The organism is Wolbachia endosymbiont of Tuta absoluta, assembly GCF_059414725.1.
The window spans coordinates 1-9,502 of sequence record NZ_JBNRJY010000053.1; the positions used below are offsets into that span (position 1 = coordinate 1).

Below are 9,502 nucleotides of genomic sequence, written 5' to 3' on the forward strand. Positions count from 1 at the left end.
CCACACTATGTGATATATATACAGAGTGACTGCTTTTTCTATAATATTCCACATTCTTTCAGATTTTTCACCTTAAAATTATATTCTTAAAAGGATGGACTTCAAGTCCAGGGTTTTTCTCCCAAATTTGGGACAATAAAAGAAGAGAATCCAAAGACTTTCTACCACTGGACATTAGGGTTAGGTCAAAAGGCTGAATAATGGAAGCTGTATAAATCGAGAGATTTACGTACAGTTTTGCGAGAGACTGACTGGGGAAGTTCCGCCGGTCTACTCTCCAAGATTTCACTTAATTCTACCAAGAGAAGCAGTACCTAATTCTTTCGCTTTGAATCTTTTATCTTTGCTTAGTAAGGGAAATGAGCTGGCTTTACCTATTATATTAAAATACCTTTCTTGCAGAACTGTATTTAAAGATTTTGGTCAAAAACTACAGGCTAAAATGGATCAAGATATAAAAGAACAAAACGATTCTAAAATTTCTCAGGAGATTGAGTTATGCAAAAAAGACATTTTAAATCTTCTCAATGGTGGTAAATCAGTATTAGACGTTCAATTGAAGCAGCGGTATAAAAAATACTATTCGTTAATAGATAATGAGATTGAAGAGTTAAAGACTCAAATTTTAAAAGAACTAGAAGATTATATTAGCAATACTAACGTTAATAAAATGTATCGAAGCCTTAATAATAAAAAGAAAAACGAAAAATCATTAAAAGAAGTAGCGTTAGGATCTTGTTCATTGGGTGGAATTTGCTTGTTAATATTTTTTTCACTTGGTTTTTTTATTTTTTTAGCAACAACCATTGACCCACCTGCTCATATGAGTATGTATAAAGTAAAGGTTTTTAGGTGTATAGGAGCTTCACCTTTAGTTTTTGCATCATTAGCACTCACAGTAGCAGGTGTAGCTTACTTAACAAGTTGTTATCTAAATCATAGTTTTACAAAAGAAATACAAGACTATATAGAGCAACCAGTAAAATGTATGGATAAAGCAACTAATAATAAAGAATCAGACAATTTTCCTTCTGACAATTATGAAAAAGTACAACCTTCAGCACCGCTTGAGGAACTACTACCTTCATACGAGGAATCGTGTTCATCACCACCGTCATACGAAGAATCGTGTCACAGTAGTTTAGGTTATATTCAACCATCTAATCCAATACAGCAAAATCAGTTGTTGTGATGAAGGTATTAAAGAAAACAAGCAAAATTACATTTGTAATTTTGCTTCCTTTATCATCACTTAGAAATAGCTGGTTATGTTATGCTTGCCTATACTTGATTAAGTATATCAATAGGTAAATAAATCTTAATACAACTTTATTATACTGGTAAATACATTTTATAGAATGAAAGCATGGAAGATTTTATAACGGCAAGAAGGAAAGATGATGCTGTGATATCTGTTTCTCAGGATAATGAGAAAAAAAACGTGTTAATCTTGGGACTCAATCAAGCAGCAAGGAATTTATTAAAATGTGAAGAAGGGAATTTACTTAATAAGCCGTTAATCAATATTTTAAGTGCAAGAGCAGCTGAAGATATGAAAAGCTATTTGGAGTATACTGAAGATGGGCGCGATTTGCCCGATATATTGCCAAAAGTGATAGGCTTTTCTTTAATCGACGCTAAAGGAGAAGATATAAAAACAAAGGTAAAAGTTTTTCGCACAACGCAATTTACTAATAGCAAGATTAATTATGAGCTATTGATACGTGACATTAGCCTGTTTCATAAGCTAGCAATGTTTAGGGATAAATATCTGATGGGTAAGAAATATAGAAAACACAACTTGTTTGATATACCAGACAATGATTCAACGATTTTGGAGTTATATGTCATATTGAATTTTGCCTTTGAATATCAAATTAATGCAGTTATAGGAATAATAGGTTTAAACAGCAGTTGTAATAAGGAAAATGATACACTAAAAATTATCATAGAACATTTTTATAAAAATTGCCGTAGTGATGATTTTTTAGGATGTATTGATGAGAATAAGGTACTTTTTATTTTGATGAACTGTGATGCAAATAACACATCTAAAATAGTTAATCGTATACATTCTTCCATTAACAAGCAGTTATTAAAGCGAAAACTATCAAGCATATCAATTATTTATGGAAATATAATTCAAAAACATAGTGTGAAGAATGCTTAAACGCTTTTGTCATTAATTGGTTTGTAGTATCTAAGTTCTACACAATATAAGGATTGTTTTTTATTTCTGTTAAGCTTATATTAAGAATTTAAGCTTACCTATGAGGTTACTAATCACACTATTTTTATCATTACTTGTGGGAGGAAGTGCTAACGCTAGGGTAATTCTGGATAAGGAGATGTTTTATGTAGAACTAGATGGAAAAGTAGATTTAAGATTTGGCTACGCTTTCAATAAAGATTCTTTTAGCTCTACAAAAGACAAGACCTCAAGCTATTCAGACCTGCGCTTTCTTTATTTGCAGCAAGTTTATCCAAATACACAACTGGGGTTTAATGTTAAGGTAGAAGTTTCTGGTATTGCAAACTTAAAGGCACTAGACATAGAAAAGTTAGAAATGGAGAAGTGGTATTTTATCATAAAGAACCAGGAATTTGGATCAATTGAATATGGTAAAGGAAGTTTAGTTAGTCAGAGTATGTTAATTAACACTTCAAAAATTTACACAGCTGCCGGAGGAATAAATGGTCATTGGACAAATTACTCAAATTTGCGCGGTAATGAAAAAAAAGATAATGATCCTGGGTATGATAAAGATGAGGTATTTTGGGTAAAACCCAATATTTACAGCGACTATAATGGACTAGAGCTGAAGTTAAAACAACCAACGATAAACTATATTTCTCCTGAAATCTATAACTTTCAACTTGGACTCAGTTATGTTCCAGGAAAAAATAATTTGCAATATAACAATCTAATAGCCGCTGGTCTTTCCTATAAAAATGGCTTATCAGATGAAATAAATTTTACTACTGCTTTTACTGGTGAGTTTGCAAGAGAAAATTTAACTGATTGCTCGGATGGTACTTCTGAAAATTATAAATGCCGTAATCAATTGCTACACTGGAATTTTGGCTTGAAGCTAAAACTTTTTGAACTTGATTGCATTTTTTCGTACGGTAATGGCGGTAAATCTGGTGAGAAACGTAGTCCTGAAACAAGTAATATGAATTATATAAATGCAGGTGTTGCTTATCATTCTGATTCTCGTAAAGTGAGCTTAACATATTTTAGTAGTAGCAGGGATATTGTAGGCAAAGGTACAAACGAATTAACATCACAGGCTTTCAGTCTTGAATATCCATTAGCTCTTGGCACTTCATACTACTTCGATATTGTAAAATTTAGTACCAAAGAACCTGAAATCGAAAGTAATAACTCCGGGTATGTGCTTTTGGCTGGGCTGAAGCTAAGTTTTTAATGAAATAACCGGTTTGTAAGTGTTGTAATGTGGTAAATAGTAAGCAATGAGAGTAAAATCGAGTTGTTAATATATGTGCTATTTGATATGATAAAAATAACTATTATATAAGATTTTTAATAAAAAGACATTATGTCACTAATCCAAGTGTAGGCGATTATTAATTAGTAAACCAAATCCTTCACAAAAGAGTACCTCATTTGATTCTCTTTTTTCTTTTTTATATATAGAAAAATTAGATAGTATTGTGAGTGCGGTTTTTTCTGTATTCTGATGCTTCTCAATTCTATAGTTCTCGGGTTAAATTTTCTTTTTTTACTGTTATTTCTCTTTTTCGTCGTAAAAAAGAATAGAAAGCTAAGTGAGGAGAAAGCAAATCTTGAACTTAAATTAGAGCGTGAGCTTCAAGAGGCAAAGCGAACTTTACTGAATAAGGATGAAGAGATAGTTGGGTTGAAAGTCAAAAAAGCAGAGCTTGAAGTAATTCTACAAAAAGAGCGTGAGGAAAAGAAAAAGGAAATAGAATTACTAACAAAAGCAGAGGAGAGGCTTACAAACACTTTTAAAGCTCTCTCTCTTGATGCTTTGCAGGTAAACAACAATAATTTTCTGAATTTAGCGAAGGAAGTAATCGATAGTAAGCTAAAAGAAACAGAAAGTGATTTCAAAAAAAGGCAAGCAACGATCAACGAAGTTGTCACTCCAATAAAAGAAAAGTTAGAAAAATTCGATAGTGAAATACGTGACCTAGAGAAGGAGAGGGTAGGGGCCTATGAAGGTTTAAGGGAGCAAATTGGAGCATTAATGAGTCAAACTTCTAGCCTTGCTAACGCCCTGAGGAAGCCTCACATTAGGGGAAAATGGGGTGAAATGCAGCTAAAAAGAGTAGTAGAAATGGCGGGAATGATTGAATATTGCGATTTTTTGACTCAAGCTTCAGTAATTGATAAAAATGAGGACAATTTGTTGCGTCCTGATTTGATAATAAAAATGCCATCAGGAAAGCAAATAATAATAGATGCTAAAGTACCACTTGATTCTTACATGGATGCTATGTCGCAAAATGATTTACAGATACAAAAGGAAAAATTGAAGAATCATTCTCTGGCAATAAAAAAACATATAAATGATCTAGGCAGAAAGGAATATTGGAACCAATTTGAAAATACGCCAGAGCTTGTGGTACTTTTTTTAACAGGAGAAGGGGTTTTCAGTGCAGCACTAGAATGTGAACCAGCTTTGATAGAAATTGGAATAGAAAAAAAAGTAATTATTGCAACACCAATCACTTTAATCGCGCTACTTAGGGCAGTAGCCTATGGATGGAAGCAAGAGATGATAGCTGAAAATGCAAAGAAAATAAGTGAACTAGGCCATATTTTATATGAGCGAATCTGCACAATGGGCGAAAATTTTGATAATTTACGCAGAAGCTTAAAAAGTGCTGTTGATCATTACAATAAAACTGCTGGTTCGCTTGAGGCAAGAGTGTTTCCTGCTGCCCGAGAATTCAATAAGCTTGGTATACATGCAAAAAATAAAGAACTCACTGCTGCAAAAGAGTTGGAATCTTTACCACGCAGTTTACATGCTGAGAGGTTGAAAGTAGATTAGTATTTCAGGTCTCCTTAACTTACATTTGCTGATTAAAACAACTTTCTAAAAATTTTTTTTATATAGCTCAATTTCTGCACATCATTTGCTGTATAAACAGGTATAGTTTGTTGCTCAGTACCAGGTATTTCTACAAAAATTTTGCCCACTTCTTGACCTTTTTTAATTGGTGCGGGTACCATATCTTTATACTCAATACGCACTTTAATTTTATCATGTAATCTGCGGTTATAAGTTATGGTAACATCGTTTGCAACTGTAACGGGCACCTTTTTATCTTTTCCATAAACAATATTTATTTCTTCAACTACGCTATCCTTAGCAAATATTTTCTTGGTATTAAAATGATTTAAGGAATATTGTATTAGTCTTTTTGCTTCCTCTATTCGCTCTTTCTCGGTGTCCAAACCATTCACAACAGCAAAAATTCTCCTATCGTTCCGTTTTGCAGATACTATAATTCCATAACCACCAGCACTTGTATGACCTGTCTTTAGACCATCAACTCCAATATCATGGAAAAGTAAAAGATTTTTATTTTTTTGTACAATATCGTTATATGTCAAATATTGTTCAGAGAATAGATCATAGTATTCAGGAAAATCAGTAAAAATCCTTTTTGCCAGTGTTACCAAGTCTTTTGCGCTCATAAAATGGTTTTCATCTGGCCACCCGCTTGAGTTAACAAAATGACTATCATTAAGATTTAAATCTTGTGCAACTTCATTCATTTCAGCAACAAAATTCTCTTCTGATCCTGCGATACCCTCGGCTAGCGCTATGCATGCATCATTACCTGAGGCAATTGTAATTCCTTCAAGTAGTTCTTTTACCGTAACAAATTGACCTTCTTTCAAAAACATAGAAGAGCCTTTCCTTTCCCATGCTTTTCTACTTACTCGAAATTTATCTTCCATTTTTATTATTCCAGCTTTTAGATAGTCAAAAGCTACATATAAAGTCATTAACTTACTCATTGAAGATGGGGCCATTTTTTCCCTGGAATTGTGTTCAAAAATGAACGAGTCTGAAGCTAAATCTAAGACAATTGCTTGCTTTGCTTTGGTTCTAAACTGATATGAGTATGAGTAAAAAGGAAATATAAAAATTAATAGCAAAGTTACTAATTTGCTTAACATATTTATAATTTTAAATTTATAGTGTACTAATTAATAGTATGATTTTGCACGAGCATTTCAATAGATCTCTCGCATAAAACTTCCTTGACAAACTGCGCCAGCCCCCTTATTATGACAATAAGAGTATTTATCCTTGTTTTTGATCCGCGCGGGTTCAACAACAAAAATTCAGTAAAAAACTCAGATATTTATTGGCAAATTACATAAAAATTATAGCGGCTGCATGTCTTTTTTATTTTTTCTACATTCAGCCAAAACGCGCTTATTTTAAGCGTTAGCACATTATTACAGCGCCAATTTACATTATTATAGGGTCAAAACTCGTTACACGGGGATTTTTTTGCCTTTTTTTTCGCTTGGTAAATTTCTTAACATTTACAGCTAAAGCTTCAGGCCAGCACTTGATACTGGAAATTTTTTGAGCACAAAAGTTATGCTAGGTTTTTGTTGGTAAGAAACCAGTGTCAAGCACTGGGATGACATAGAAGGAGCACTGGGATGATATATAGAAGGGACACTGGGATGAGGCTACTTGAATGACAAGAAGGAGGGAGCAGGGGATGACAAGAGAGGGGCTACTTTCATTTGCTGTCTTCAAAAATTTACAATTATGCTTCATGTGTTTTATTAAATATTTTACTTAAAAATTCAATTTCTTATTATAAGAGATAAGCAATTCATGAATAATGAAAGATTACAAAAAAGGTCATAGAAAGCGCCTAAGAGAGAGAATTATTTTAGATAACGGACAATCATTGCTTGATTATGAGATTTTAGAACACATTTTATATTCAGCATATAGTAGAATCGATGTAAAGCCAGTAGCAAAGAGTTTGATAGAAAATTTGGGCAGTTTAAATAAAGTTTTTAATGCCGATTTAGAAGCACTGCAAAATATTGAAGGAGTTAATAATGCAGCCATATCTGCTATCTTTTGTGTGAAACAGGCTTTTGTTCGTTCTGCACGAGAAGAAATAAAGGACCTACCTATAATCAATAACTGGGAAAATTTGCTTGATTATTTAAAAGTAAGTATAGGAAGCCTTAATAAAGAAAATTTTCGCGTCATCTATATGAATAAAAGATATCGTCTAATAGCGGAAGATCTGCAGAACTTTGGTACAGTAGATCAAACTCCTATTTACGTTAGAGAGATCATAAGACGCGCTCTTTTGATTGGCTCAACATCGATTGTAATATCCCACAATCACCCAAGTGGAGATATACAGCCTTCAAGTAGCGATATGTTTCTCACTAGACAGCTTGCAGAAGCTTGCAAAAGCATAGGAATAGAATTAATAGATCATATTATTATCACATTTAGTAGCTATTTTAGTTTCAAGGAAAATAGGCTTTTATTAGAGTAGATCTAAAATTGCTTTTGCCATTTTTCTTATTATGAAAGTAAAGCTATACATGAAGTGGTTGCCAGTGGAACAAAAATTTTCCTTCTGGAAGACAATGTGTGATTTAGGTAGTGGCAAATTGAAAGAAATACATGGTATTTGCCACTATTAGAAATCTCCTATTTTGATAAGACTTATGAGGTCTTTATTGGTTTTTTGAATTTTGTTGAAGCACTCACATGCTTACTCTAATATTTTGTTCACAGAGCCTAGTTAGCTCAATTTCAACGTTGATTTGTGAAGCTCTGAGTTCTGTTAGGGGATTTTCTGGTTGAATATCTAGCTTATTCTGTATGTTCGATAAACAAATTAAAGCCGAATCAAAAATTTCATCATACTGCTCTGCTTCATGCACACAATTGATTATTTCCTTAAATTTTTCCACATCTTGCGGCGTATCTTTTAATATTGCTCTTATTTGGTTTAGGTTTTGACGAATTTTTTCCTGATATCCAGCAATTCTCTCTTGATATATATCAATCATTTTTTGACATGAGGTGCCTCTAAATGGGTGTTCTGCTTTTTCCTTTATGTAGGAGCTCTGAAAATTTTTGCAACTAAGGACTGCTTCTCTACATTTTTTTATGTCACTAATTATACTGGTTATTGACTTACTTGCTTTCTCATGTTCTTCTTTTTTGATTATACATTCATCCTTTGTTTGGCTCATTTTATCATACAGATTTCTGCATTCTTTATATGATACCAGCGGTTGTAGTATTCCTTCCTCTACACCTTTATTATAAAAATTCTTCAACTCATCGCTTGATAGTATTCGTATAGCATCTTCCCTTTTACCTTGTGATTTAGGATACTTTTTGTTCAGTGAACTAATATAATTTAATAGGAAACTCTTAGTTAAATCTTCCTTTTTAACTTCTGATAATTTTTCTAGTGTTTCTATATATTTCAAAGTTTCCGCAAAAAGCTGTGCACCAGATGTAGCAAATCCTGGCAGTGGTTTGCTCTGCGCCTTATAAAAATCGGTTTGTAAAAAATCTTCGGCTTGTTTTTTTATTACTGAAAGTTCATTGAAGGCTTTTTCTGGATTGATTTTTTTTAAAATACTAGTAGCTTTTTTAATCGCTCTTTCTCTCTTTTTATTATCTTGTTTTTCGTTTAAGATTAAGCTTTCAGCTTCAGTAAAAGCATTGCCTTGGGCACTTTTGGCAATATTACAAACAACGTTTTTTACAACTTGCTTAGTTGCTACATAATCTATTTCCTTTGTAAAGCAATCAATAAATAGCTGCCAAATTTTTTTGTTAACGGACTTACTTGTCTTATGTTCTAAATCTTCTACATCTTTGAATCCTAAAATAGTATAGAGATTTTTTTCAATTATTGGTTCAGCATGTTGTTTTGCCACTTTACCTTTTATATTGAATAGAAATTCACTAATCTTAGTTGTGCCCATAATATTACCTCACAATATTAATGTTATATAATATAAAGTATAAAAGCTTAATGCTTAATTTTTACTTACTATTAATATAATTGAAGATTAACTTTGTTCCTATATTAAAACTTTAACTCCCAATTTATTATTAGTAATATCATTATATGAATCTTATGCCTGAATTTGGGAATATATTGTTATTGGTAGCCTGTTTGTTATCTTTAACGTATTTGTTTCTACCGTTTAGTTCTTACCGATTCGTCTCCTCTGCCATATTTTTTTGTGTGTCAGCATCAATGGCTATTTTGATCTACTGCCACATTAAAAATGATTTCTCACTTGAAAACGTATATTACCACTCACACACAACAAAACCTTTAATCTATAAGATTTGTGGTGTTTGGGGAAATAAAGAAGGGTCTATGTTGCTTTGGACCTTAGTGCTTGTCATGTATTTATTACTAATGGATATTTATATACCTTCTGTCATCCCAGTGCTTGACTACTTGGATC

General features: G+C 32.5%; 7 protein-coding genes and 1 pseudogene. 6 read left to right on the forward strand and 2 right to left on the reverse strand.

Annotation, left to right across the window (positions count from 1 at the left end):
- Positions 1–328 precede the first annotated feature (328 nt).
- The 4 genes from ACJ5GX_RS00345 to ACJ5GX_RS00360 all read left to right on the forward strand — a co-directional run bounded on the left by ACJ5GX_RS00345 (position 329) and on the right by ACJ5GX_RS00360 (position 5,045).
- Positions 329–1,192 (forward strand): hypothetical protein, encoded by an 864-nt coding sequence (locus tag ACJ5GX_RS00345; protein ID WP_264377384.1) that lies wholly within the window; start codon positions 329–331, stop codon positions 1,190–1,192.
- Positions 1,193–1,366: 174 nt separating this feature from the next.
- Complete coding sequence (locus tag ACJ5GX_RS00350; RefSeq protein WP_007302848.1) at positions 1,367–2,170, forward strand: hypothetical protein; 804 nt, start codon at positions 1,367–1,369, stop codon at positions 2,168–2,170.
- A gap of 100 nt (positions 2,171–2,270) precedes the next feature.
- A complete protein-coding gene (locus ACJ5GX_RS00355) occupies positions 2,271–3,431 on the forward strand; it encodes a porin (RefSeq protein WP_052264657.1) in 1,161 nt (386 codons plus the stop codon).
- 273 nt (positions 3,432–3,704) lie between these two features.
- Positions 3,705–5,045: a DNA recombination protein RmuC gene (locus ACJ5GX_RS00360; RefSeq protein ID WP_007302846.1), complete on the forward strand. Its 1,341-nt coding sequence runs from the start codon at positions 3,705–3,707 to the stop codon at positions 5,043–5,045.
- 32 nt (positions 5,046–5,077) lie between these two features.
- On the opposite strand, the gene ACJ5GX_RS00365 is transcribed toward ACJ5GX_RS00360, so the two are convergent.
- Positions 5,078–6,184 (reverse strand): D-alanyl-D-alanine carboxypeptidase family protein, encoded by a 1,107-nt coding sequence (locus ACJ5GX_RS00365; protein WP_012482049.1) that lies wholly within the window; start codon positions 6,182–6,184, stop codon positions 5,078–5,080.
- Between the two features lie 686 nt (positions 6,185–6,870).
- On the opposite strand from ACJ5GX_RS00365, the gene radC reads away from it, so the two are divergent.
- On the forward strand, positions 6,871–7,551 hold the full coding sequence (radC, locus tag ACJ5GX_RS00370) for a RadC family protein (protein ID WP_019078756.1): 681 nt from the start codon (positions 6,871–6,873) through the stop codon (positions 7,549–7,551).
- Positions 7,552–7,765: 214 nt separating this feature from the next.
- On the opposite strand, the gene ACJ5GX_RS00375 is transcribed toward radC, so the two are convergent.
- Entirely contained in the window at positions 7,766–9,007 is a 1,242-nt protein-coding gene (locus ACJ5GX_RS00375; protein WP_007302893.1) for a hypothetical protein, read from the reverse strand.
- Between the two features lie 155 nt (positions 9,008–9,162).
- Between ACJ5GX_RS00375 and ACJ5GX_RS00380 the strand changes: the two are divergent.
- Positions 9,163–9,502 (forward strand): annotated as a pseudogene (locus ACJ5GX_RS00380) (heme lyase CcmF/NrfE family subunit); the annotation flags it as partial.